This is a genomic window from Acinetobacter rongchengensis (assembly GCF_003611475.1).
Classification (GTDB): Bacteria; Pseudomonadota; Gammaproteobacteria; order Pseudomonadales; family Moraxellaceae; genus Acinetobacter; species Acinetobacter rongchengensis.
In genome coordinates this window covers 1-24361 of sequence record NZ_RAXT01000012.1, presented here as the reverse complement: position 1 = coordinate 24361, position 24361 = coordinate 1, and the positions used below count along the sequence as shown (strand labels likewise).

At 38.0% G+C, this 24361-nt stretch carries 24 protein-coding genes; 15 read left to right on the top strand and 9 right to left on the bottom strand.

Going from position 1 to position 24361, the window contains the following annotated elements; all coding sequences use genetic code 11:
- Positions 1-69: 69 nt before the first annotated feature.
- Entirely contained in the window at positions 70-906 is an 837-nt protein-coding gene (ppsR, locus tag D7V20_RS08115) for a posphoenolpyruvate synthetase regulatory kinase/phosphorylase PpsR (protein ID WP_120383804.1), read from the bottom strand.
- Positions 907-1061: 155 nt separating this feature from the next.
- Here ppsR and ppsA point away from each other — a divergent pair, with 155 nt between their 5' ends.
- The 9 genes from ppsA to D7V20_RS08070 all read left to right on the top strand — a co-directional run bounded on the left by ppsA (position 1062) and on the right by D7V20_RS08070 (position 12465).
- Positions 1062-3440, top strand: coding sequence for a phosphoenolpyruvate synthase (gene ppsA, locus D7V20_RS08110; protein ID WP_120383803.1), 2379 nt, complete (start codon positions 1062-1064; stop codon positions 3438-3440).
- Between the two features lie 88 nt (positions 3441-3528).
- Positions 3529-4293 carry an RDD family protein gene (locus D7V20_RS08105; protein WP_120383802.1) on the top strand — a complete coding sequence of 255 codons (765 nt, stop codon included), beginning with the start codon at positions 3529-3531 and terminating at the stop codon, positions 4291-4293.
- Between the two features lie 304 nt (positions 4294-4597).
- Positions 4598-5659: a ubiquinol oxidase subunit II gene (gene cyoA, locus D7V20_RS08100; protein ID WP_120383801.1), complete on the top strand. Its 1062-nt coding sequence runs from the start codon at positions 4598-4600 to the stop codon at positions 5657-5659.
- A gap of 3 nt (positions 5660-5662) precedes the next feature.
- A complete protein-coding gene (cyoB, locus tag D7V20_RS08095) occupies positions 5663-7654 on the top strand; it encodes a cytochrome o ubiquinol oxidase subunit I (RefSeq protein ID WP_120383800.1) in 1992 nt (663 codons plus the stop codon).
- A 4-nt stretch (positions 7655-7658) separates the two neighbouring features.
- Positions 7659-8279, top strand: coding sequence for a cytochrome o ubiquinol oxidase subunit III (cyoC, locus tag D7V20_RS08090; protein WP_120383799.1), 621 nt, complete (start codon positions 7659-7661; stop codon positions 8277-8279).
- Positions 8276-8602 carry a cytochrome o ubiquinol oxidase subunit IV gene (cyoD, locus tag D7V20_RS08085; RefSeq protein ID WP_171407784.1) on the top strand — a complete coding sequence of 109 codons (327 nt, stop codon included), beginning with the start codon at positions 8276-8278 and terminating at the stop codon, positions 8600-8602. Before cyoC ends, cyoD begins: the two co-directional genes overlap by 4 nt.
- A gap of 6 nt (positions 8603-8608) precedes the next feature.
- On the top strand, positions 8609-9487 hold the full coding sequence (gene cyoE / locus D7V20_RS08080; protein WP_120383797.1) for a heme o synthase: 879 nt from the start codon (positions 8609-8611) through the stop codon (positions 9485-9487).
- Positions 9488-9608: 121 nt separating this feature from the next.
- Complete coding sequence (locus D7V20_RS08075; RefSeq protein ID WP_120383796.1) at positions 9609-11711, top strand: hypothetical protein; 2103 nt, start codon at positions 9609-9611, stop codon at positions 11709-11711.
- 7 nt (positions 11712-11718) lie between these two features.
- Positions 11719-12465 (top strand): DUF3142 domain-containing protein, encoded by a 747-nt coding sequence (locus D7V20_RS08070; RefSeq protein ID WP_120383795.1) that lies wholly within the window; start codon positions 11719-11721, stop codon positions 12463-12465.
- Positions 12466-12483: 18 nt separating this feature from the next.
- Here D7V20_RS08070 and D7V20_RS08065 read toward each other — a convergent pair whose 3' ends face one another.
- A complete protein-coding gene (locus D7V20_RS08065; protein ID WP_120383794.1) occupies positions 12484-12969 on the bottom strand; it encodes a hypothetical protein in 486 nt (161 codons plus the stop codon).
- A 281-nt stretch (positions 12970-13250) separates the two neighbouring features.
- On the opposite strand from D7V20_RS08065, the gene rpsF reads away from it, so the two are divergent.
- The 4 genes from rpsF to dnaB all read left to right on the top strand — a co-directional run bounded on the left by rpsF (position 13251) and on the right by dnaB (position 15973).
- Positions 13251-13637, top strand: coding sequence for a 30S ribosomal protein S6 (gene rpsF, locus D7V20_RS08060; RefSeq protein WP_010115947.1), 387 nt, complete (start codon positions 13251-13253; stop codon positions 13635-13637).
- An 11-nt stretch (positions 13638-13648) separates the two neighbouring features.
- Positions 13649-13876, top strand: a complete 228-nt coding sequence (rpsR, locus tag D7V20_RS08055; protein WP_004719336.1) for a 30S ribosomal protein S18 — start codon at positions 13649-13651, stop codon at positions 13874-13876.
- A 9-nt stretch (positions 13877-13885) separates the two neighbouring features.
- Positions 13886-14332, top strand: a complete 447-nt coding sequence (rplI, locus tag D7V20_RS08050; RefSeq protein ID WP_120383793.1) for a 50S ribosomal protein L9 — start codon at positions 13886-13888, stop codon at positions 14330-14332.
- A 195-nt stretch (positions 14333-14527) separates the two neighbouring features.
- The gene (gene dnaB / locus D7V20_RS08045) at positions 14528-15973 is read left to right on the top strand and encodes a replicative DNA helicase (protein ID WP_120383792.1); all 1446 of its coding nucleotides are present in this window, start codon (positions 14528-14530) and stop codon (positions 15971-15973) included.
- 45 nt (positions 15974-16018) lie between these two features.
- Here dnaB and D7V20_RS08040 read toward each other — a convergent pair whose 3' ends face one another.
- A complete protein-coding gene (locus tag D7V20_RS08040) occupies positions 16019-16441 on the bottom strand; it encodes a DUF4259 domain-containing protein (protein WP_120383791.1) in 423 nt (140 codons plus the stop codon).
- 298 nt (positions 16442-16739) lie between these two features.
- On the opposite strand from D7V20_RS08040, the gene alr reads away from it, so the two are divergent.
- Complete coding sequence (alr, locus tag D7V20_RS08035; protein ID WP_120383790.1) at positions 16740-17813, top strand: alanine racemase; 1074 nt, start codon at positions 16740-16742, stop codon at positions 17811-17813.
- A 45-nt stretch (positions 17814-17858) separates the two neighbouring features.
- Here alr and D7V20_RS08030 read toward each other — a convergent pair whose 3' ends face one another.
- From D7V20_RS08030 to D7V20_RS08010, 5 genes are all read right to left on the bottom strand, one after another.
- Entirely contained in the window at positions 17859-18281 is a 423-nt protein-coding gene (locus D7V20_RS08030) for a BLUF domain-containing protein (protein ID WP_120383789.1), read from the bottom strand.
- 133 nt (positions 18282-18414) lie between these two features.
- Positions 18415-19149: a proteasome-type protease gene (locus tag D7V20_RS08025; RefSeq protein ID WP_120383788.1), complete on the bottom strand. Its 735-nt coding sequence runs from the start codon at positions 19147-19149 to the stop codon at positions 18415-18417.
- Between the two features lie 107 nt (positions 19150-19256).
- A complete protein-coding gene (locus D7V20_RS08020) occupies positions 19257-20036 on the bottom strand; it encodes a transglutaminase family protein (RefSeq protein WP_120383787.1) in 780 nt (259 codons plus the stop codon).
- A complete protein-coding gene (locus D7V20_RS08015; RefSeq protein ID WP_120383786.1) occupies positions 20033-20641 on the bottom strand; it encodes an alpha-E domain-containing protein in 609 nt (202 codons plus the stop codon). Before D7V20_RS08015 ends, D7V20_RS08020 begins: the two co-directional genes overlap by 4 nt.
- Positions 20642-20720: 79 nt before the next feature.
- A complete protein-coding gene (locus D7V20_RS08010; protein ID WP_120383853.1) occupies positions 20721-22253 on the bottom strand; it encodes a circularly permuted type 2 ATP-grasp protein in 1533 nt (510 codons plus the stop codon).
- A 370-nt stretch (positions 22254-22623) separates the two neighbouring features.
- On the opposite strand from D7V20_RS08010, the gene D7V20_RS08005 reads away from it, so the two are divergent.
- Positions 22624-23619, top strand: a complete 996-nt coding sequence (locus D7V20_RS08005; protein ID WP_120383785.1) for a helix-turn-helix transcriptional regulator — start codon at positions 22624-22626, stop codon at positions 23617-23619.
- 407 nt (positions 23620-24026) lie between these two features.
- On the opposite strand, the gene D7V20_RS08000 is transcribed toward D7V20_RS08005, so the two are convergent.
- A partial coding sequence (locus D7V20_RS08000; RefSeq protein ID WP_120383784.1) for a PoNe immunity protein domain-containing protein occupies positions 24027-24361 on the bottom strand: 335 nt, incomplete at its 5' end.

The window sequence follows — 24361 nt, the reverse complement described above, 5'->3', positions numbered from 1 at the left end:
TGAATCCAAATTCAGCCTTTTTTGTCATCACACTATCATTACAATATGACTTGAAAATTCTGAGGTTATTTAACCAATACGACGCTTTAAACCTGTCATTTGTAAAACACGAGTAGAAATTTCCTCAATTGACATTTCTGAAACATTGAGATATTTAATGCCTTCTGAAATGTAAATACCTTCCACCGCACGAAGCTCCATTTGGCACTGGCTAAAACTTGCATAACGGCTATTCGCCTTACGTTCCGAACGAATAGCAACAAGGCGCTCAGCATCAATCATTAAGCCAAATAATTTGTGCTTATGCTCTTTAAGCACTGCTGGCAAACGGTTATCATCTAAGTCTTCTTCGGTTAAAGGATAGTTTGCAACACGAATCCCAAACTGTAATGACAAGTAAATAGAGGTCGGCGTTTTGCCTGAACGAGATACACCAATCAGGATCAAATCTGCTTTGTCATAATGTCGTGTTCTAGCCCCATCATCATTGTCTAAAGCGAAATGAACAGCATCAATACGGGCTTTATATGACTCAGAATCGGTCACTGCATGGGTTTGTCCGACTAAAGTTGTAGGTGGCGTCCCCAAAACATCAGATAACTTACTAATAAGTCCTTCAAAAACATCAAGATTTACTGCATTTGCAGTATTAATAATATCACGTACATAAGGGTCAACTAAAGTATCGAACACCAAAGGCTGTTGCCCATCTTTTTCAGCACTTTTATTGATTTCTTCGACGACATTCATCGCTGCTTCTTCAGACGTTATATAGGGAATAATATGAATATCAAACTTTACATGAGGGAATTGCGCTAATAATGAATGCCCAAGAGTTTCTGCCGTGATCGCGGTACCATCTGAAATGAAAAAAACGCTGCGCTTTATCTGGTTACTTTCTGACATTAAAATTCTCCTCAAAAATTTGTCTTAGCGATGTATAATCTTTATAGTAACCCCCATCTTACATGACTATCACTTAGTTGAATCAAAATGCTAAGTTTTTTGTTATAATTTCATGCCAAGATAGTGATTAATACTGCAAAAGTGGAGTAACAACTTTGGAAGCACGCGTAATCGGTCTGGAAAAACTAGGGAAACACGACGTAGAGATCGTGGGTGGTAAAAATTCTTCACTTGGGGAAATGATCAGTCATTTAGCAAATGCTGGCGTATCTGTACCCGGTGGATTTGCAACGACTGCAGAAGCGTATCGCGAATTCCTTGAACAAAGCGGTCTTAATGCAAAAATTAATGCTGAACTTGCAGTATTGAATGTTGATGATGTCAATGCACTTGCAGAAACTGGCGCAAAAATTCGTCAATGGATCGTAGACACTCCACTTACAGCAGGACTTGAAAAAGAAGTTCGTGAAGCTTTCGCTGCGCTTTCAAATGGTAACCCTGACATTGCAGTTGCAGTACGTTCATCAGCAACTGCTGAAGATTTACCAGACGCTTCATTTGCTGGACAACAAGAAACCTTCTTAAATATTCGTGGTATTGACAATGTCCTTATCGCAATTAAAGAAGTGTTTGCTTCACTTTATAATGACCGTGCAATTGCTTACCGTGTACATCAAAACTTTGCGCACGATATTGTTGCACTCTCTGCGGGCATCCAACGTATGGTTCGCTCTGAAACAGGTGCTGCGGGTGTAATGTTTACCCTCGATACAGAATCTGGTTTCCGTGAAGCAGTATTCATCACTGCCTCTTATGGTTTGGGTGAAATGGTTGTACAAGGTGCAGTAAACCCTGACGAATTCTATGTTTCTAAGCCTTTGCTCAGAAATGGTAAACATGCCGTTATTCGCCGTAACCTAGGTTCTAAGCACCAAAAAATGATTTATGGTGATGAAGGTGCTGCGGGTAAATCAGTTGTTGTCGTGGACGTAGAAAAAGCAGATCGTCAACAATTTGCACTGAATGATTTAGAACTTCAAGAACTTGCTAAACAAGCGTTGATCATTGAAGAGCATTATGGTTCTCCAATGGATATCGAATGGGCGAAAGATGGTGACGATGGTCAAATCTATATCGTTCAAGCACGTCCTGAAACTGTAAAAAGCCGTGAAAATGTCGGCACAATGGAACGTTACCTGCTTAAACAAAAAGGCACTGTACTTTGTGAAGGTCGTTCAATCGGTCAACGCATTGGTTCAGGTAAAGTACGTATTGTCACTTCTATTAAAGAAATGGACAAAGTACAAGAAGGTGATGTTCTTGTTTCAGACATGACTGACCCAGATTGGGAACCAGTAATGAAACGTGCTGCTGCGATTGTCACTAACCGTGGTGGTCGTACTTGTCACGCTGCAATTATTGCACGTGAACTTGGTGTTCCTGCGATCGTAGGTTGTGGTAATGCCACTGAAGTCTTGACTGACGGTCAAGAAGTCACTGTCTCATGTGCTGAGGGTGATACAGGGTTCATCTATGAAGGTTCGTTGGATTTTGAAATTCAGCGTAATTCAATTGAATCTATGCCAAAACTTCCGTTCAAGATCATGATGAACGTCGGTAACCCTGATCGTGCATTTGACTTCGCTCAAATTCCAAACGAAGGGATTGGCCTTGCACGTCTAGAGTTCATCATTAACCGTATGATTGGTGTGCATCCAAAAGCATTATTAAACATCGACAGCCTACCACGTGAAACACGTGCTGCTGTTATGGCGCGTACTGCGGGTTATGCATCTCCAATCGAATTCTATGTTGAAAAACTGGTTGAAGGTATTTCTACTCTTGCGGCTGCATTTTCGGATAAACCCGTCATTGTGCGTATGTCTGACTTTAAGTCAAATGAATATGCAAACTTGATCGGTGGTAAACTTTACGAGCCAGAAGAAGAAAACCCAATGTTAGGTTTCCGTGGCGCAAGTCGCTATGTATCTGACAACTTCCGTGATTGCTTCGAATTAGAATGCCGTGCATTGAAAAAAGCTCGTGATGAAATGGGCTTAACCAATATTCAAATCATGATTCCTTTCGTACGTACTGTGACTGAAGCGAAACGTGTAATTGAGTTATTGGCACAAAATGGCTTAAGACGTGGTGAAAATGGTCTTAAAGTGATCATGATGTGTGAACTACCAACGAATGCATTATTGGCTGAACAGTTCCTTGAACATTTTGATGGTTTCTCTATCGGTTCAAATGACTTAACTCAGTTAACACTTGGTTTAGACCGTGACTCTGGTATCGTTTCTCACCTGTTTGATGAGCGTGATCCAGCTGTTAAAGCATTACTTTCAATGGCAATTCATGCTTGCCGTAAAGCAGGTAAATATGTCGGTATTTGTGGTCAAGGCCCTTCAGACCATCCTGATCTTGCAAAATGGTTAATGGAGCAAGGAATTGAATCTGTTTCACTTAACCCTGACTCAGTTTTAGATACTTGGTTCTTCTTAGCTGAAGAAAAGACTAAACAAGTTTAATAAAACGTGTTAAAAAAGACCCTCTCGTAGGGTCTTTTTTTCATCTACGTTTTTTGTATGTTTGGATTTATTTTGAGAATTTAGTTTTATGCAGATTTACTTGGCGAGAAATAATCAACAAGCTGGGCCATATACCATTGAACAACTCAATCAAATGCTTGCGAGTCAACAAGTCTTATTGACGGATTTAGCTTGGCATCAAGGTATGACTGAATGGAAGGCACTTGGTGAACTTACACAAGGTCAGCTTGTATATACACCTGTTGGGTATGTTGCGCCATCAATCACTACACCTGAAAGTCACCATCAGAATAATACCATTCAGAATGTTCGCGTAGAAAAAAAAGCGCCACAAGAGCTGGCTAGCTTTGGATCACGGATCTCTGCTAAATTTTTAGATCTTCTACTGTGGTTACCTGCAGCAGCCATTCCTTCATTCTTTTTAGAACCGAATCAAATTACTCAGCTCAATGCATTACAGCAAAAAATGCAAAATAGCACCAATTCAAATCAAATGGTGCAATACCAACAAGAATTGCTCAATTTAATCCCTGTAGAAGCTTGGCAAAGCGTTTTCTTTTACATCATTATCATGTTAGCAGTACAAGCCTTTTTCCTTGCGAAATCTGGACAAAGCTTAGGTAAGAAAATCGCAAAAATCAAAATCGTGGATGCCAACACAGATGAAAAAGTCAACTTAACTCGAGTTTTTCTAGTGCGTAGTGTTATTTTCATCTTCTTGAATATGATTTTCATGCCATTTATCACCATCATCGATCATGCTTTCGCCTTGAGTTCAAAACGTCAAACTTTGCATGACAAATTAGCCAGAACCAAGGTGATAAAGCAATAAATTTGCAAATCTTATTCGGGATGATTCGTCATCCCTTTTTATTTCCATAATATTGATTTTAAAAATAAACATACTGATCGGTCATTAATTCCGAGTAAAAAATTTGGTTTTTATAACAAACATTTAAAGCAACGTTATCTATAGATAAGTTTGTCTAGATGAGGCATAATGCCCTACAACGTAGCGGTGTCAGATCATTGAGAATGCTTGTTATTTGTAAATAATAGTCATTTTCAATCATGCGACACTTTAATCGCTATCCCATATTTAAATAGGGAATGGGACTCTTCACCGAGGTTGTAAAATGAGACAAACGATTTTAGCTGTATTGTCTTTATCTACGCTAGCTGCGCTCTTAACTGGGTGTGGTGGTGATATAGTACTTCTAAACTCTAAAGGTCCAGTAGCTTCAGGTCAAAGTGACTTGATGATGAAAGCGATCTATTTAATGCTTTTGGTGGTGATTCCATCAGTTATTATGGCATTGTGGTTTGGTTGGAAATATCGTGCGTCAAATAAAGATGCAGACTATAAACCTACATGGGCACACTCTACTGCAATTGAAATTGTAGTTTGGGGTATTCCTTGTATTATTATTGCTATTCTTGCGTATTTAACATGGTGGGGTTCACATCAATATGACCCATACAGACCATTAACAAATGCTCAAGGTGAAATGGAAGACCATTTAAAAATTCAAGCCGTTGCTGAACAGTTTAAATGGGTATTTATCTATCCTGAACAACAAATAGCTACAATTAACGAAGTTCGTTTCCCAGTCAATAAACCGATTGAATTTCAAATCACTTCTAACTTTACAATGAACTCTTTCTTCATTCCTAAGTTAGCAGGTCAGGTTTATGCTATGGCGGGTATGCAAACTAAATTGCACATGCTTGCAGATCAACCGAGCCCAGCTGAGGGTTACCGTGGATTCTCTGCAAACTATAGTGGCTATGGTTTCACTCAAATGCGTTTTAGAGCGCATGCAGTGTCTGACGCAGATTTCAACACTTGGGTTGAAGCTGTTAAAGCAGGCAAAGGTACTTCAATCAATCCAGAAGCAGTTCAAAAAACTGTTTTAGATCAAGCTGAATTTGCCACTCTCAAAGATGGTGACCGTTCTAAACATCAGATTGAAGCAATGGTCAACAATGCTCATACTCCAGAAGAAATAGCACTTGCACATGAAGCTGAACGTAAAGGTCCATTCCCTACTAAGCCTCACGTTGTGACTTATTATTCTTCAGTAGAGCCAGACCTATTCAAGCGTATTATCAATACATACATGAGCAACTACCATGGTGCAGACCATGCGGCAGCTGGACATGCATCTGTTGAACACACCGCTGCTGTAGGGGAATAAGACATGTCTTTGTTATTAGGTAAACTCAACTGGGATGCGATCCCTAAAGAGCCTATTGTACTTGTGACCATGGTTATTATGGCTCTTGGTGCAATTGCAGTTATTGGTGGTATCACCTATTTTAAAAAATGGGGCTACCTTTGGAATGTATGGTTCAAATCTGTAGACCATAAAAAAATTGGTATCATGTACATTTTTGTATCAGTCATCATGTTATTACGTGGTTTCGCCGATGCAATCATGATGCGTCTTCAACTGTTCCTTGCAAAAGGTGGCGGTGAAGGTTACTTACATCCTGACCACTACGATCAGATCTTCACCGCACATGGTGTAATCATGATCTTCTTCGTAGCAATGGGTCTTGTTGTAGGTATGATGAACATCACTGTACCTCTTCAAATTGGTGCACGAGATGTTGCATTCCCATTATTAAACTCTGTGAGCTTCTGGTTATTTGCTGGCGCTGCAGGTCTGATGATGGCTTCACTTGTATTGGGTGAATTTGCTGCGACTGGTTGGATGGCTTACCCTCCTCTTTCAGGCATTCAGTATTCTCCTGGTGTTGGTGTTGACTACTATATTTGGGCACTACAGATTTCAGGCCTAGGTACGCTTTTAACGGGTGTTAACTTCTTTGTTACCATCATTAAAATGCGTGCACCAGGTATGAAACTGATGGACATGCCGATTTTTACATGGACTGCACTTTGTACAGCTGTATTAATCATCGCGGCATTCCCAGTATTGACTGCAACAATTGCAATGTTAACCCTTGACCGTTACTTCGGTTTCCACTTCTTCACCAATGAGCTTGGCGGTAGCCCAATGCTTTATGTGAACTTGATTTGGACATGGGGTCACCCTGAAGTATATATCTTGGTATTGCCTGCATTTGGTCTTTACTCAGAAATCGTTTCAACATTCTCTCGTAAAACATTGTTTGGTTACAAATCAATGGTATACGCGACTGTTGCGATTACAGTTCTTTCATTCGTTGTATGGCTTCACCACTTCTTTACGATGGGTGCAGGCGCAAATGTCAATGCCTTCTTCGGTATCATGACAATGATCATCGCGATCCCAACAGGTGTGAAGATCTTCTCATGGTTATTCACCATGTATAAGGGTCGTATTACCTTTACATCACCTATGTACTGGACACTAGGTTTCCTTGTGACTTTCGGTATCGGTGGTTTAACAGGTGTATTGATGGCTGTTCCACCAGCGGATTTCCTTGTTCATAACTCTTTATTCCTTATTGCTCACTTCCATAACGTTATTATTGGTGGTGTAGTATTTGGTCTATTTGCAGGTATCACTTTCTACTGGCCGAAAATGTTTGGTTGGAAGTTAAATGAGACTTGGGGCAAAGCGTCTTTCTGGTTCTGGTTCTTCGGTTTCTATTTTGCATTCATGCCGTTATATATCCTTGGTTTCATGGGTATGACACGTCGTTTGAATACTTATGACAACCCAGAATGGGATCCATACCTTGCAATCGCATTATTTGGTGCTGTTCTTGTTGCAATCGGTATTGCATGTTTCATCATGCAAGTCGTCGTAGGTTACCTACAACGCAATGAAAACATGGACCACACTGGCGATCCTTGGGATGGTCGTGTCCTTGAATGGTCAACTTCATCTCCGGCTCCATTTTATAACTTTGCTGAAATTCCAAAAATCAATGGTATTGATAGTTTCTGGAATGACAAAGAAAATGGTGTAGCGTATGCACGTCCTGCGAAATATGAAGACATTCATATGCCAACTGACCGTGCTGCTGGCTTTGTCATTGCAATGTTCATTACTGTTATGGGCTTCGCTTTAATTTGGCATGTTTGGTGGCTTGTTGTGGTAACTTTCCTTGCAGCTGTAATTAGCTTCATCGTAAGTTCATTCACTAAAAAAGTGGATTACTATGTCCCTGCTGCCGAAGTAGAACGTATCGAAAACGAGCGTTATGCTTTACTTGAAAAATACTTGAAGAAGGACTAAAGACATGACTGAAGTACTTCATCACGACAACCACGGACACGACGAGCATCATCATCACGATGATACAGACATCACCGTCTTTGGTTTTTGGACTTACTTGATGAGTGACTTGATTTTATTCGGTACACTCTTCATCGCGTTCGCTGTATTAAGCAGTCATATTCCGCCTGGTACTCCAAGTCCAAAAGAGTTATTCGGTGAGTCTTTAGGTTTCGTACTTGTTGAAACCTTTGCTCTCTTGATCTCTTCTGTAACTTTTGGTTTTGCGGTTCTTGCTTCATACAAGAAAAATGTAAATCAAGTTCTATTGTGGTTAGTGATCACATGGCTCTTCGGTGCTACATTTATTGGTATGGAACTTTATGAGTTCAATCATTTAGTTCACGCTGGTCATGGTCCTAGCCACAGTGCGTTCTTATCTGCGTTCTTCACTTTAGTTGGTACGCATGGTATTCACGTAACTTCTGGTCTCGTATGGATGATCGTGTTGATGATTCAAATCAAGAAATATGGTTTGACTCTTCCTAACACTCGCCGTCTTGCATGCTTAAGCTTGTTCTGGCACTTCCTAGACATCGTTTGGATCTGTGTATTCAGCGTCGTTTATTTACTGGGAGCTTTATAATGAGTCATGATCATAATGCTGCTGGTGCATCGCACGGTAATATCAAGCAATACACAATTGGTTTTATTCTTTCTGTTTTACTCACCATCATCCCGTTCGGGATGGTGATGAGCGGAATGACTGGCGGTGTAGTTGTTGCAACGATTGCAATTACTGCGATTGCTCAGGTTCTTGTTCAATTGGTATTCTTCTTGCACATGAACTCATCTTCTGAACAGCGTTGGAATGTGATTGCTTTTATCTATACGATTCTGACCATTGCAATCCTTCTAATTGGTTCTGTTTGGATCATGAACTACTTACATTCAAACATGATGCTCTAGGGTGTCATGTTGAAGAAATATCTATTCCTGACTAAACCAGGAATTCTCTTCGGTAACTTCGTTACCACTTTGGGCGGCTTTTTCTTAGCCGCTCAAGGTTCAGTAGATTTCCTATTGCTTCTCATTACCCTTCTTGGAACAACACTTGTGGTTGCTTCAGGTTGTGTTGTCAACAATGTCATTGACCAAGACATTGACCAAAAAATGCAACGCACAATGAATCGTGCCCTTGTCAAAAAAACCATTCATCCTACAGTTGCTTTAATTTTCTCTGCAGTATTGGGTTTAATTGGCTTTGCCTTGTTGTGGTTTTTTGTCAACGCCTACGCTTTTGGCTTTGCAGTACTCGGTTTTGTGGTTTATGTCATTTTTTATAGTCTTTGGAGTAAACGTACCACCATTCACCAAACAGTAATTGGTAGTATTTCTGGCGCAAGCCCTCCTGTCATTGGTTATACCGCTGTTTCTCATGAGTTTGATGTTGCTGCATTATTGCTTTTTTTAGCTTATGCACTTTGGCAAATGCCGCATTCTTGGGGAATTGCAGTCTATCGCTTTGATGATTATAAAAATGCGAATATTCCAATTTTACCTGTTGCACGCTCTATATATCGCACAAAAGTTGAAAGTTTAATTTATGTGTTGTTATTTGCCGCAGTGTTAAATGGCTTATATTGCTTTGGCTATACCAATATTTTCTTCTTAATTACCTTTAATGCTCTATGTGCCTACTGGGTGTATTTGTCTATCATTGGTTTTAAAGCAGAAAATGACCAGCTTTGGGCGAAAAAATATTTCTTATATTCTGTAATTTTAATTACCGCTTTAAGTTTTAGCTTTAGTTTTAGCTACATCTCCCCTGCACCACATTTACCGCTTTTCTAAAAAGATAGAGTTCAACTCTATCTTTTTTCTTTCTCAATTTCTTTACTTTAATTGTTGTTTTCTATTTTTCTCATTGCATTCCCTTGTTATCATCTAACTAAGAATTACAAATTTTAAGCCCATGATGATATCTAAAAAATCTTTCCTCTATACCGTATTATTCAGTTCTGCTTTACCTTTATTTTCATATAGCTCAGCTACACATGCAGGAGTTGAAGATATCTGTAATCCTGACTTTAGCATGCAAGGTAAAGTATATTCTGACTGTAGTAATTTACCTGTATTCGTCCCTGCCAATGATAATCATAGCAATATGATTTTATTGCTCAGTGACCTTGGTTTAGCCAAGATTAAACCGTACCAAGGCGATTTAAACTTGTGGGATTCAACTTATGCGACTGTACCGTTTGATTCCACAACCTTAACCAGCATGGCTGAAAATAAAATCACAAATAACCGTACACAATTTAAAGAAACTGAGGGTTATTATGATGAACGTTGCGCAACTTTAGCGAGTGGACAAATCAGTTTTATCGAGCAAGTCAAAAATAATAAAAATCTTTCTGCTCAAGAAAAACAAAGCCTCATCGCAGAACGTAAGAAAATTTCTGAATGCAATCATAAAATTCCACTACTGTCTGTTGACTCGCAATGGTCAACTACTGCTCGCCAATACGCATCTTACTTAAATGCAACTATTGCTTTTTACAATACTAACCTTTCTACAGCAACTAAGATATATTCAGTATTAAGTACTGTTGATGACGCATGGTTAAAAGAAACCTCTCAATATATGCTCATTCGTTCAAGTTTAAATATGGCTTATGCGACGGGGACAAATCAGTATGGCGATGTAGATTTAGATAAAATCAATCAAAATCTTCTAAAGCAATTCCTAGACAATATCACCAGTTATTTAAAAATTTATCCAAATGGCCAATACGCGGCTAGCGCACGTGGCTACATGCGCCGTGGTTTTTGGCTCACAGGTCGTCAAGATTTACTGGTCAATGAAATTGTATGGCAAATACAAAATCCTCAATCTAAATACTATAATTTAGAAATAAATCAAATCCCTGCGGAAATAGACCGCCGTGTATTTGGTAGCCAATACTTCAATGTAAAACATTTAAAAGATCCTTTCTTTTTAGCAACTTATGATTTGATGCAAATGCGTGAATCATCATCGGAAAACGATAAACCAATCACTTGGGCACAGTTGAGTGCACAAAAAGATATTTTCAAAAACCACGCTGAGTTATTTCAATATTTACAAGCTGTACATCTTTTTTATGTTCAAAACAAAACTCAAGAAGCTTTAAATTACTTACCAAAAGACATTTCTTCCGCCAATAACTATCTACAACTCAGTCAGGTCTTTTTGAAAGGGCAAATTTTAGAAAAAAATAATCCAGCTCAAGCTGAACAATATTGGTCACAATGGCTCAGTAAATCAAAAAATAACTACCAACGCGGTTTGTTTGAAACTGCGCTGTCAAATCATCTCAATTCTAAACAAGAGGTCAATGCCTTTATTGGTAAAAATCTAACCATCAAACAAATCAATTTACAAAAACGCTTTATCATTTCCAAAGCCAATGAAGCATCTTTACAAAAGATCATACAAAGTAACGAGGCCAATCTTGATCAAAAGCAAGCTGCTATTTATACCTTACTCAACAAATCTTTAGCGCATAAAAATTATGCGTTATTTAATCAATATTATAAATATTTACCGAAAGATGCAGCACAATATAAAAACTATGAAGGTGCAGAAAAACTGAAGAACAAACCACCATTTGCAGATTTTATTTGGAATGGTTCAACTATCACGACACAACTCAAATGCTCAGACTTGGCAACACTGACTGGACAATTAGAAAAGTCTCCGTCAGATCCTTTATTGAATATCTGTATGGGTGAATACGTTCGTAGTCCACATTATGGGCTCCCCTACCAACTCAATGAAGAGAATGACCTGAGCTCATTTCAAGGTAAACCATTTACTCGTGGGGAAGTTTATAAGCGCTTAATTAAATCAGGCCCTAAAGGTGATTTACAGGCTTATGCACTTTATCGTGCAATCATGTGTTATTCACCAAGTGGCATTAATGATTGTGCTGACCAAGAGGTTGCAAAAAGCGTGCGTAAACAATGGTATGACCAAATAAAAAGTGATTACCCAAATACAACTTGGGCAAAATCTTTAAAGTATTACTGGTGATCCATTGATGTTTAAGCAGATTTGTTCGGCTCTAATTGCTACCAGTTGTATGTTGAGCTTAATTGCCTGTCAACCGAGCCAATCTGCTGCATCATCATCTTCATATCACATAGATGCCAATGACTATGATGCCTTTTGGATTTGGGGGGAGATTAAATCTGCACCCTATTTAAACAAAGCCAAACACGTTTATGTTTTACAAGGCGAAATTAGAATTGATAAAGCTTCAAAACAATCCATTCTGATGCCTCAAGGTGTTTCAGTACTAAACATTCCACATCAAAAAGTATGGTTAGTCTTTCGCAATCACCACTTGAATTGGCAACACCACGAATTGGATAAAATTCTAAAGCGTGTTCTACAATGGGAAAACTCAGGTAATCATATTCAAGGGATCCAAATAGATTTCGATGCAAGAACAAAAAATCTTCATGAATATGGCTTATTTTTACAACAACTTAGAAAACAGCTTCCACAGCAATATCAACTCAGTATCACCAGTTTAATGGACTGGACGAATATTCAAAATAAAGAAACACTGAGGCTATTTCGTGAAAATATTAATGAAATGGTCATTCAAACCTATCAAGGTTCTACGACTATTCCTCACTATCACATGTATTTAAGAAAAGTTTCAGCAATGAAACTACCCTACAAAATAGGCTTGGTACAACATGGTGAATGGGATCGGCAACTTAAGTTTGACACCGATCCAAATTTTAAAGGTTATGTAGTTTTCTTATTGCGAAAATAATGCTTTTTAATTATACACTTAATCACCAAAGAACACTGAATTCTCTGTAAATCGTTCAAATAGCTCATCCATTTTCCCTGCATATTTCATATCTAAACGATGCCATAGAATTTTCGGAAGCGGAATAAAATCTAAGGTATCTGAACCATCAGATACTTTACAAAAGCGAATTTCATAATCAGGTTGCAAAATTTCATTCAAGGCAAACAATGTGGTATCTCGATCTGCACCTTCCCCTTGATAAGGGATGACTAAAGATTTATCTGCATAATGAATCGTAATGGTAAAACCTTGCTGATTATCTACATCTTCAATTTCAGCAGATAAGTGCCCTGTTTCTAAAATATTTTCACAATAACCAATAATTTCCTCATCGTCCTCTTTCCAATCCACAACCATAACGATGTCATAACGACCATCAAAAACATCATAATAAAAATCTGATGTTGGATTTTCAATATAACTTTCAATCGTTTCGAGTTTTTCTGTACTGTAATTGAGCATGGTGAAATTCCAGATATTATTTGTATTCATCTTGATCTTAATTTAGTGATTCGCTCAATCCTATTCTGTCGTGAATCTGTAAAAGTCATTGTATAGATTCACCGATAAATATTTGAATATTAAATTGTGTTTATGGCTAAACTTTCCTATAATAGGCGCTCGCAATTTTTGCGACACAATCTGTTAACTGTTTAAGTTAACGTTGATTGTGACTCCTTGCTTCGATCTTTTCTTTAACGAATTAAATAGATTGGGGCTGCATAAACCGTAAGGAGCTGACAATGCGTCACTACGAAATCGTAATTCTGGTACACCCAGACCAAAGCGATCAAGTGGTAGGTATGGTAGAACGCTATATCTCTCACATTAAAGATGCTGAAGGTCAAATTCACCGTCTTGAAGATTGGGGCCGTCGCCAATTGGCATACCCAATTAACAAAATTCACAAAGCGCACTACATTTTAATGAACATTGAATGTAACCAAACTACGCTTAATGAATTAGAAGAATTGTTCCGTTATAACGATGCAATCCTTCGTAACGTTATTATTCGTCGTGAAAACGCGATCACTGAAGAGTCATTATTGGCGAAAAGTGCTGAAGAAAAACGCGCGCGTAAAGCACAGCGTGAAGAAGCACAACACGCTCAAGACTCTGCTGAAGCTTAAGGAGAACATCAATGGCACGTTTTTACCGTCGTCGCAAGTTCTGCCGCTTTACAGCTGAGAACGTTACGTACATCGACTACAAAGATATCGACACTTTAAAACAGTACATCACTGAAAATGGCAAGATCGTTCCTAGCCGTATTACAGGTACTAAAGCTCGTTATCAACGCCAATTAGCACTTGCGATCAAGCAAGCTCGCTATTTAGCATTGATTCCTTACACTGACAATCATAAGTGAGGTTGAGCCGTGGATATTATTTTATTACAACGCATTAAAAACCTTGGTAAATTAGGCGATAAAGTATCAGTTAAAGCTGGTTACGGCCGTAACTTCCTTATCCCTCAAGGTAAAGCAGTTGCAGCGACTGAAGCGAATACTGCTGCTTTTGAAGCTCGTCGTGCGGAACTTGAAAAGCAAGAAGCTGAAATTTTAGCTGCTGCTCAAGCACGTGCTGACCAATTGAACGAAGTTAACATCGTAATCACTGCTAAAGCTGGTGACGAAGGTAAACTATTCGGTTCAATCGGTACACGTGACATCGCTGACGCGTTAACGAATGCTGGTCTTACTGTAGACCGTGCTGAAGTTCGTTTACCGAACGGTGCGCTTCGTCATACTGGTGAATTCAACATCGCAATCCAATTGCATCATGATGTTGTTGCAGAAGTTCTCGTTACTATCGTATCTGAGTAATTTCTTCATCAAAAAAGAGCATGCAATCGCATGCTCTTTTTTTATCTTTACGATTTAGCTTTTCGCTGTGTTTTTATTATTTCACCTGAATAATACGCCCTTCTTGCGCATTCTGTTGTACACTTAAATAGATCGATGTAAAGTTTAATCAATATTGTTTTTATTTTACTCAACATTTAAAAATCAAGGTTTTATATGTCTCAGGCTACTGCCAATGCTTCTACAAATACTTTTAAAGCTGACGCAAAAAATAATGAAAATGCACAGTTAAAGGAATTTCGTACGCCTCCTCATAATTTGGCGATTGAACAAGCTGTACTTGCTGCATTGATGACCGTTGCTGAATCTTTTGAACAAGTCAGTGATACTTTAAATGAAAATGATTTTTATGCGACACGTCATAAATACATTTTCCGTGCAATTGAAAAACTTGCACAAGAGAACTCACCTTATGATGCTGTCTTGGTCAATGATTGGCTAATCAAACAAAACTTACTCGATGCAATCGGTGGTGAAGAATATTTGATGCAGCTAATGGCAGATTCACCATCAAGTTTCTATAATCTTGAAACTTATGCGGGGAAAATTAAAGAATTTTCAACACTCAGAAGCATGATTAAAGTCAGCAATGAAATTCTTCAAAATGCCTATGACACCAAAGGGCGTGATGTCAGTGAGATTTTAGATCTTGCTGAAACCAATATTTTCTCAATTGCAGAACAACATAATAACAATGCCAAAGCGCAAGGGCCAAAACCGATTACCTCTGTTGTTGCTGATGTTTTTGATAAATTAAATGAACTTTCTCAACTTGATGGCAATATTACAGGTTTAACCACTGGCTTTATGGAGCTGGACAACAAAACCTCGGGGATGCAAGCAGGTGACATGATCATTGTCGCAGCACGTCCATCGATGGGGAAAACCACTTTTGCCATGAATTTAGTCGAAAGTGTTTTATTTAACTGTGACTTACCTGCTTTGGTATTCTCCATGGAAATGCCCGCAGATTCGATCGCTATGCGTTTGATTTCTGCCTATGGTAAAGTGCACCAAGGACATTTGCGCTCTGGAAAGCTGGATGGCGATGAATGGTCTAAAGTCACAGGCACAATTCTGCAATTACAAGAAAAACATTTATATATTGATGATTCTTCAGCACTTCCACCCACGGAAGTACGCGCACGTGCTCGACGCATTGCCAAACAACATGGTGGCAAACTCGGTTGCATCATGATTGACTACCTACAATTGATGAAAGTTCCTGGTATGGGTGACAACCGTGTAGGTGAAATTGGTGAAATTTCTCGCTCACTCAAAGCTTTAGCAAAAGAAATGATGTGCCCTGTGATTGCACTTTCTCAGTTAAACCGTTCTCTAGAGAATCGCCCGAACAAACGCCCTGTCATGTCAGATTTACGTGAATCTGGTGCCATCGAGCAGGATGCCGATTTAATTATGTTTATTTACCGTGATGAAGTTTATAACAAAGAATCAAAAGAAGCGGGAACAGCAGAAATTATCATTGGTAAGCAACGTAACGGTCCAATTGGTACAGTTCGTTTAGCTTTCGAAGGGCAATATACACGTTTTAGTAACTTGTCACCTGAGTATTATGCCCAGTATGAAGATGAAGAATAAGACTATTCCAAATTTATTTATTGAATAAAAAAGAGATTTTTAAATTCAAACTTTTGAACTTAAAGTCTCTTTTAATGCATCTATATTCTGTATCCATTGCTCATAATCATCTGAATCTCGCCACAGCTCATCCAATTCTGAATTTTCACTGGTCAATAAATTCAAGGCACGCTTTGCTTTGGGAATAAGCGCATAATTGGTTTTATTTTTATTCTGTTCTAACCACTTTTCTACGGGTTCGGGATAATCATCTTCTTCGCCGATAGCATCAGCAAAAGATTTTACCAAAACATCTGCGGCGGCATGTGCAATACAGCCAATATCAGCATCGATAAATTCTTCTTTTGCCATTTCTATGATTTGATTGAAAGCATCTTCAATCACCACATAACCATCACCTTCTTCAAACTCATAAGCCCAATCACAGGCAGTATCATTTCCAAAAGGTTCATGTGACCATGCTCCCATATTCCCCTCTCAAATAAATTGATAAATTTGAATATAAAATGTACGATTTTATATAAAAAATAAAGTTCTATATTTTTACAAATTATGTGCAAGACGAATGGTACATATCAGGTCATGTAAATTTTATCGATACTAAATGTGATCTTGATTCAAAACACAAATGTTTATGTTTATTTGGGCTTGATAGGTCTAGAATATTCACCGTTTTATATCGTTCTACAGATTTAAAACCTTTATTTTATTCACAATCTCAGTTTTAAGCACAATTCAATATTTGTGTTCCCAAAGGAGTACTAGGGTGCGCCAAGCAACAGTTTATATTGACAGTAAAGCACTGCAATATAATTTAAACCGTGTCAAACAACTTGCCCCAACCGCTAAAATTGTAAGTATGGTCAAAGCCAATGCTTATGGACATGGAGTAAAAGACTGTTTGGCCGCCTTAAGTTCAACGGATGCATTTGGTGTTGCCTGTCTACAAGAAGCTTTAGAAATACGTGAATTGGGTTATCTACAACCCGTGACCTTAATTGAAGGTATTTTCAATGCGGACGAGATGACAACCGTGATTGAAAATAACATTGAAGTTCTTGTGCATCATTCCGTTCAAGTTGAATGGTTACTCGAGTATAAACAACAATATATAGCCAAAGACTTAAAAGTATGGGTAAAACTGAATAGCGGTATGAACCGTTTAGGTTTTAAAGCATCGGAAATTGTTGATGTAATTCACTCACTCAAAGCAGCAGGATTTACGTGTGTTTTGGCAATGCATTTTGCCAATGCAGATGCAGAAGACCATCCGTTAAATGAACAACAAAAAAATCAATTCCTACAGGTAAAACAAGCGTGTGAACCTATCTTGGCTTCATGTTGTAATTCTGCAGCGATCTTTAAATGGCCTGAGCTGAATTTCGATTATGTTCGCCCAGGTATTATGCTTTATGGTACATCACCATTTGCAAACAAGTCCGTACATGACTTAGACATTCAGCCTGTAATGACTTTTACCGCTGAAATTATTGCACTGAATCATATTCAGGCAGGTGAATCAGTTGGATATGGCTCCACATTTACTGCTGAGCAAGCCATGGATATTGCTATAATATCAATTGGTTATGGTGATGGCTACCCACGCGCCTTCCCAAAACAAAACTATGTATCCATTCAAGGACAAAAGACCCGTGTAATTGGCCGTGTGTCGATGGATATGATTGCCGTGGATGTCACAAATTTAAATGTAGCATTGGGTACAGCAGTTGAACTATGGGGCAAAGATCGCTTAGTCGATGATGTTGCTGAAGCAAATGGGACCATTGGTTATGAATTATTGTGCCGTTTAAGCGCTCGCCCAGTCCGTAAACAGATTTAGTTTTTGCGATAAAAAAATCCAAGCACATGCTTGGATTTTTATGATTTATACTTCTACTTGTTCAATTTCATACAATAAAGCTAATAATTCAGGAATTTCTTCATCTTTTAAACTTAATGGCTGAAAACTGTCATAACCTTTATCATTAAAATATTGCTGAATTTGGCTATTGCGTCTTACATATTTCATTGACCATTGTGAAAAATGTCCCTCTTCAACTACAGCAGTTGTTTTAAAGAGTTTGATTTGATGATGTCTTGGATCACGAATCAATTTTTCAAACAAAAACTTTATTGAAGCTTCTTCACCTTCTAAACACTGAAAAAAATACTCATCTGCAAAATACAAAACACCGTGAATATTATGCTGAGTATTAAAATTTCGAGCTTCGCTTAAAATTTCTCTTAAATCATTTAAAACTTCATGCTCAGATGACGAGGTTCGACTTGCATAACATAGCTGAATCATTTATGTATTTTCTCAAATATATTTTAGCTGCTTTATGAATGATATAATCTAAATTAAATTGATGATTAATACATCTTATTAATCTACTTATATGAGAATTAAAATTAAATAACTTCAAATATTGTTTGAAATATTACTTAAAATAATCATCCGTTGGTTTTGGTAAATCCTGTAAACCTTTTTTTAGTGTCTCAGACCATTGTTTACTGATATGTTGGAAATACGGGTCATCTTCAGTAATTCTTTTACCACTTGGATGAGTTAAAGAATCTTTTAAATAAATCATTGCATCCAAAGGTAAACCCACGGAAACATTTGAACGTAAAGTTGAGTCAAAAGAAATTAAGCTACAACGCAATGCTTCATCTAAAGGCATATCGTAACTCAATGCACGGTCTAAAATTGGTTTACCATACTTACTCTCACCGATTTGAAAATACGGTGTATCGCTGGTTGCAGAAATAAAATTCCCTTGCGGATAAATATTATAAAGTTGCATTTCTTCGCCTTTGATTTGACCTCCGACCAACAAGCTACAGAAATAATTACTTTGTTCTTGAGTATCATTTGTGACATCAGCGATCACTTTCCGCAAGGTTTGCCCAACCAAACCTGCAACCTCAAACATGGTATTCACACTATATAAGTTAGGTTCCTGTTTCAAAGCAAGATGATTTTCTAAATGACCAATGACAGCCTGAGTCGTTGCTAAATTCCCAGAAGTTTGAATACAAATAAAACGTTCACCCTCAACCCCAAAAGTATAGAGCTTTCTGAAAACAGAAATATGATCTACCCCTGCATTGGTTCGTGTATCACTAATGAACACTAAACCCTGTTTGAGTCTTAAAGCACAACAATACGTCATGGAACTACCTTTCAAAGCATTTGAAAATTCAAACCCGCAGCTGGTCTAAAAATATGGTTTTATACATACGATACATAATTCAAACACATTATTTACCATTCAATTTTTCAACATGCAAGTACTTGAACAATCGAGTACATGGTTTCAATGCCACCTTGCTCTCTTATGCCTCGTACTGGTGCAACATCCCAGTAATCACGACCTATTGCCACATAAACATGCGCATCAGGTCGGAAAATTTGATTACTTACATCAATAACATGCCATTGACCGTCTAAAAAAATCTCGGCCCATGCATGACTGGCTAAATGAGATTGATTTTGTACATATAAATACCCAGAAGCATAACGAGCAGGAACGTCAAGTGCTTTGGCCATCGCAATAAATACGTGACTATGATCCTGACATACGCCTTGACGCATCGAAAATGACTCTATTGCCGTATGTGTCACCGAAGTACTCGCTGTGGTATACGGCATATAATTCAATAAAGCTTCTGCTAATTTCTGAAAATTCAATACAGTCCGTTGATCTACATAACACTTTGCAAACGCCAACATTTCACTATTACACAGCGTTGTTGTAGTTGGTTGTAAAAATAATGCTGGCGATAACGAGTTTGTGATACCAAACTGATTTTCAAAATTAACTTCTACAATACCTTGAGCCATAATCAACATTTGCTGATAAGGCTCTCGCTGTGTACTGGTCAACCAAATATTATTAAATGCATCTTTTTTAATGTGCTTTTGACCTGGAACACTCACATCCCATGTGTGAATCTGCTGATGCTCATTAGTTTGAGGCATCATTTTGATGTATTGAATACTATTTTTCGCCCAGTCTGAATATTGATAATGGGTTTGATGATTAATCATGAGCTTCATAAGCGAACCATTTCAAATAAAGAGTCAATATGATCACTAAAATGATAATAACGCATACTATCAGGCTGCTTTTTAAGTTCCCCCCATGCATCTGGCAAACTGGCCATACCCTGCTGGTCCAAGCGCTCTATTAACCCATCTAAGGCGTGTAAAGTTTGCACACTCGTTTGTTTTAAGCGAATTTGACGATCTAATTGTTCCATTTTCTGACCTAAACTAAAAAATAAAAACAACAGCTCATCTTCTTCTGCCTCTAAAACATCATTACATTCATCACAAACATCGCAAATAAAACCAGCATTTTTTTCAGCTTGTTGTAATAACTGGTTTAACTCTGCAAAAGACTGCGCAGAAATAACGCCACGTAAATCATAAATATTATTCTTTGCATTTTGAAATTGTTGATGAAAAGACGCTGGCTGTTCTGAATCCAAAATCATTTCATTCAATGAAGATGCATCGAATGCAGGCAAACAAAATGCATGCGCATAATCCAATGCTGAAGTATTATTTTTGAATGGAAACTGGCTACATAAATATTGTATACGGGTCAAATAACGACCTAACCAAAATATATTTTGTGCATTCGTACTTAATAAAATCATGTTCACTCCCCTTTGGTTCGTTAGAAATTATTGGTAACTCATTTCTGCAATACCAACCGTCCCTACGGATATGAATGTTCTAATAAGAAAATTCATCAATCACCCATGTATCCTTAATCCCACCACCTTGCGATGAATTGACCACCAAGGAGCCCTGTTGCATCGCTACTCGGGTTAAACCGCCTGGTACAATTTCAATTCGCTCAGGTGAACTCAAGATAAATGGACGTAAATCAATATGACGCTCCACAATTCCTTGTGAAGTTAAAGTAGGCGCAACAGACAAATCTAAAGTCGGTTGTGCAATATAAGCCGATGGCGAGGCGATTAATTTCATTCTAAATAAATCAATATCCTGTTCAGTCGCTTGTGGGCCGATTAACATACCGTAACCACCAGACCCCTGAGCTTCTTTCACCACCAATTGATCTAAATGGCTCAGTACATAATCCAGTGCATAAGGTTCACGACATTGATACGTTGGCACATTGGATAAAATTGGCTTTTCATTCAGATAATAGCTGATCATTTGATCAACATAAGGATAGATTGACTTATCATCTGCTACACCTGTGCCAGGTGCATTGGCTATCACGACATTATGACTTAAATAAGCAGACATTAATCCTGCTACGCCGAGTGTGCTATCAGGTCTGAAACTCAATGGATCCAAAAAACCATCATCCAAACGCCTATAAACTACATCAACTTGTTTACATCCACGGATGGTTTTCACATAAACCTTATCGTTCTCAACAAAAAGATCACGTGATGTTACCAAAGGAACACCCATCTCTCTTGCAAGGAAAGCATGCTCATAGTAAGCACTATTATAACGACCAGGACTCAGCACAACGATCAATGGCGCATCTGCTTTAGAATTTTCAGCCAATATTTCACGCAGTAATTGCGGGTACTGTTCAATCCCTGCCCCATATTGATGACACAATTCAGGCATAAGTTTTTGACTCATCTTACGACTTTCTAACATATACGACACACCTGATGGCGTACGTAAGTTGTCTTCTAAAACAAAAAACTCTCCTTTACTGTCCCGAACGATATCAATACCACTAATTTGACTATAAATATTGCCATTCAATCTATGATTTAACATCACAGGTTGATAGGCTTCATGGGTTAACACTTGAAGTTCAGGAATCAAGCCGTCTTTTAAAATACTTTGCTCATGGTAAATGTCAGCTAAAAAAAGGTTTAATGCCTTAATCCGTTGCGTACACCCAGCTTCTATGGTTTTCCATTGCTGCTTGGCAATCACTCTAGGAATGAGATCAAACGGAATAGTTCGTTCAATACCCGCTTTCTCACCATAAACCGCAAATGTAATACCTTGATATAAAAAATGCTCCTGTGCCAATGTATTGAGTTGTTCAAGCTCATAGATACTATGCTTAGACAGCCAATCTTCAATTTTATTGACAACCGTAGGGGATAAAACCTGATCATCCGTCAATTCATTAAAAAAAATAGAGTTGGTTTGTTTCAGCAAATGCTGTGCAGCGTGTTGTTTTTCGATTTGCATACTCAACTGATTAGTTTGGTTTTTTAAACCGTGATGGAGGGATACTTGTTCAGGTAAGGCTTGTTTCATCTGCGATGTTTGATCGCTCCCTACAGCCTGCTCTTTTGCTTCTATAACAGGCAAAATGGTTTGTTCTGTATAACTTGTAACGCTTGAATGTGTATCTATAGTTTCTTTTAGCATACATACCTCTTTTAGGTACTTTAGTGGCAAAATTAAATTAGCAATTTAAATGCCAATACTATGTAGGTTTTCTAAATAGTTTTGTCTATCGTATGGGGATTGATTGAGCAAATATAAATTCTTAACGCATATTTTTGTTCTGATTATCAATACTTAAACACTTTTTTAAGGATATAACTTGCGAAATGTGCCGTAATTTTCTATTGTGTTAGAGATTCTGCTCCCATAAACTTTTACCATTTTATTGATATCCAACATGCCTGCACAAGAAAAAGAAACGTCAAATAGCCTGTATCGCCAATGGCAAATCCTTTCCCGTCTTTCTACTGGAAAATGGATGGGTACACGCGAATTACAAGAAGTATTAGAACGTGAAGGGATTGAAATCAGTTTAAGAACAATTCAACGTGACTTAAATCAAATTGCGCAACGCTTCCCAATTGAAAGCAATAAAACGGTTCCACAAGGTTGGCGCTGGCGCTCAGATGCACCAATTCAAAGCTTGCCACATATGACCAGTTCACAAGCGGTCACATTTATGATGGTTGAAGAGCATCTAAAACACTTGCTACCCCCTAGCCTGATTGACGAAATGAACCCATGGTTTGACTTGGCTAAACGTAGCTTATCAACCCAAAACAATGTTCGACAATGGATTAATCGTGTACGCATCGTCCCTGCAACACAACCTGTGATTCCCCCCTTGGTTGAACGCCATGCACAACAAGCGATTTATGAAGGTCTATTACAAGACAAACAAATTGAATGTATTTACCGTTCTCGTGGGCATCTAGGTGAAGACAAATCTTATTTGCTCAATCCTTTAGGCCTCGTTCAAAAAGGTGCAATTATTTATCTGATTTGCACGCGTCATGATAAATCTGACGTACAAACTTTTGCTTTGCATCGTTTTAAATCAGCAACAGTTTTGGATACACGTGCTTTGCATCCTGTTGATTTTGATATTGATACCTATATCGACTCTGGTGCTTTGGGTTTCCGAGTAGATTTTTCAAAACCGACCGAGAATGTCGAGTTAAAACTCATTATGCACGAAGATGATGCACAATATTTTACCGAAAGCCAACTCAGTAAAGAACAAAAAGTTGAAGCACTGAATGATCAACTTTATCAAATTAGTGCGGTTGTTCCTTTTACCTCTCAACTGGTTTGGTGGCTCAGAAGTTTTGGTAAAAAATTAGTCCGTATCGAACCTGTTGAAGTCTTTAATGCCGTGCATGAGATTGAGTAATTAAATACTTATCTAAATATCTCACTCTTCTATAAACCTATAAAAAAAGAGCCTTTACGGCTCTAGAGTTTATAGTTTAATCTTTTTGTTTTATCTATTTTTGCTGATTGTTTTATTGCTGATTTAAACCATTGATGTTGTATAGCCACACCTCTACAACATCAATTTTTAATTGGAGAATACTGAACAATTACAACATACAGCATGCTAATTCGCCTGCGTTATAACGGATTGTTTTCAGTGTCATATCAATTTACCTCTTGTTTTGAATGTAAATTTAATTTAGCTCATCATATTTATATTGTGAAATAAGCAATTCAGCATCGTTTTTCTTAAATTCTGTTTAGGAGTTATTTTGATATTGTTATTCAATATTAAATAAGTCATCTACATCTATTTATTTCAAGTTATTCTTCACCACTAAAATACCAAAACACGATACCCCAATCCGCATTTGGAAGTGTTGGCAATACATCTCCTTGAGTAAAGTATCGACGAGTTCCAGGTTGTGCAGGTGTGCTCCAATAACCTGTTTTTAAACATTGCCCTCCTCCTTGAACTTTTATTCTTTCGACCACACTTTCTTCTGTCAGTTGTTGATCTTGTGCTTTGGCAAAATCCACCAAGTCTTTAGGGTAAAATTGATGTTCTCGATAGCTACTATCATCGATACCAAACCAAGTTACAGCAGCAGCCTCCCATGACCAATAACCGAAATAGCTGATACCTGATCTTAAATCTG

Excerpts from the sequence above, each read along its gene's own strand:
- dnaB (WP_120383792.1), top strand. The coding sequence starts at position 14,528 with ATGTCTCAGGCTACTGCCAATGCTTCTACAAATACTTTTAAAGCTGAC.
- D7V20_RS08040 (WP_120383791.1), bottom strand. The coding sequence starts at position 16,441 with ATGGGAGCATGGTCACATGAACCTTTTGGAAATGATACTGCCTGTGAT.
- D7V20_RS08010 (WP_120383853.1), bottom strand. The coding sequence starts at position 22,253 with ATGAAACAAGCCTTACCTGAACAAGTATCCCTCCATCACGGTTTAAAA.
- ppsR (WP_120383804.1), bottom strand. The coding sequence starts at position 906 with ATGTCAGAAAGTAACCAGATAAAGCGCAGCGTTTTTTTCATTTCAGAT.
- D7V20_RS08030 (WP_120383789.1), bottom strand. The coding sequence starts at position 18,281 with ATGATTCAGCTATGTTATGCAAGTCGAACCTCGTCATCTGAGCATGAA.
- D7V20_RS08075 (WP_120383796.1), top strand. The coding sequence starts at position 9,609 with ATGATGATATCTAAAAAATCTTTCCTCTATACCGTATTATTCAGTTCT.
- cyoE (WP_120383797.1), top strand. The coding sequence starts at position 8,609 with ATGTTGAAGAAATATCTATTCCTGACTAAACCAGGAATTCTCTTCGGT.
- D7V20_RS08025 (WP_120383788.1), bottom strand. The coding sequence starts at position 19,149 with ATGACGTATTGTTGTGCTTTAAGACTCAAACAGGGTTTAGTGTTCATT.
- D7V20_RS08020 (WP_120383787.1), bottom strand. The coding sequence starts at position 20,036 with ATGAAGCTCATGATTAATCATCAAACCCATTATCAATATTCAGACTGG.
- D7V20_RS08070 (WP_120383795.1), top strand. The coding sequence starts at position 11,719 with ATGTTTAAGCAGATTTGTTCGGCTCTAATTGCTACCAGTTGTATGTTG.
- cyoB (WP_120383800.1), top strand. The coding sequence starts at position 5,663 with ATGTCTTTGTTATTAGGTAAACTCAACTGGGATGCGATCCCTAAAGAG.
- D7V20_RS08015 (WP_120383786.1), bottom strand. The coding sequence starts at position 20,641 with ATGATTTTATTAAGTACGAATGCACAAAATATATTTTGGTTAGGTCGT.
- cyoA (WP_120383801.1), top strand. The coding sequence starts at position 4,598 with ATGAGACAAACGATTTTAGCTGTATTGTCTTTATCTACGCTAGCTGCG.
- rpsF (WP_010115947.1), top strand. The coding sequence starts at position 13,251 with ATGCGTCACTACGAAATCGTAATTCTGGTACACCCAGACCAAAGCGAT.
- D7V20_RS08065 (WP_120383794.1), bottom strand. The coding sequence starts at position 12,969 with ATGCTCAATTACAGTACAGAAAAACTCGAAACGATTGAAAGTTATATT.
- rpsR (WP_004719336.1), top strand. The coding sequence starts at position 13,649 with ATGGCACGTTTTTACCGTCGTCGCAAGTTCTGCCGCTTTACAGCTGAG.
- D7V20_RS08105 (WP_120383802.1), top strand. The coding sequence starts at position 3,529 with ATGCAGATTTACTTGGCGAGAAATAATCAACAAGCTGGGCCATATACC.
- D7V20_RS08005 (WP_120383785.1), top strand. The coding sequence starts at position 22,624 with ATGCCTGCACAAGAAAAAGAAACGTCAAATAGCCTGTATCGCCAATGG.
- cyoC (WP_120383799.1), top strand. The coding sequence starts at position 7,659 with ATGACTGAAGTACTTCATCACGACAACCACGGACACGACGAGCATCAT.